1 rRNA gene is annotated in these 617 nt (G+C 51.9%); it reads left to right on the top strand.

The window, feature by feature from the left end:
- Positions 1-617: ribosomal RNA gene (locus tag MKD38_RS30800) — 23S ribosomal RNA — on the top strand; the annotation flags it as partial.

The following is a 617-nucleotide window of genomic DNA, read 5'->3' as shown; positions in this document are numbered from 1 at the left end:
GGGGTGACGGCGTACCTTTTGTATAATGGGTCAGCGACTTACATTCAGTGGCAAGCTTAACCGATTAGGGAAGGCGTAGCGAAAGCGAGTCCGAACAGGGCGTTGAGTCGCTGGGTGTAGACCCGAAACCAGATGATCTATCCATGGCCAGGTTGAAGGTGCGGTAACACGTACTGGAGGACCGAACCCACTAACGTTGAAAAGTTAGGGGATGAGCTGTGGATAGGGGTGAAAGGCTAAACAAATCTGGAAATAGCTGGTTCTCTCCGAAAACTATTTAGGTAGTGCCTCGTGTCTCACCTTCGGGGGTAGAGCACTGTCATGGTTGGGGGGTCTATTGCTGATTACCCCGCCATAGCAAACTCCGAATACCGAAGAGTGCAATCACGGGAGACAGACATCGGGTGCTAACGTCCGGTGTCAAGAGGGAAACAACCCAGACCGCCAGCTAAGGTCCCCAAATATAGCTAAGTGGGAAACGAAGTGGGAAGGCTAAAACAGTCAGGAGGTTGGCTTAGAAGCAGCCACCCTTTAAAGAAAGCGTAATAGCTCACTGATCGAGTCGTCCTGCGCGGAAGATGTAACGGGGCTAAGCTATATACCGAAGCTGCGGACGC

Source organism: Cupriavidus sp. WGlv3 (assembly GCF_023952475.1).
GTDB lineage: Bacteria > Pseudomonadota > Gammaproteobacteria > Burkholderiales > Burkholderiaceae > Cupriavidus > Cupriavidus phytorum.
The sequence above is the reverse complement of the archived record's forward strand: the minus strand, read 5'-3'. Positions and strand labels throughout refer to the sequence as shown.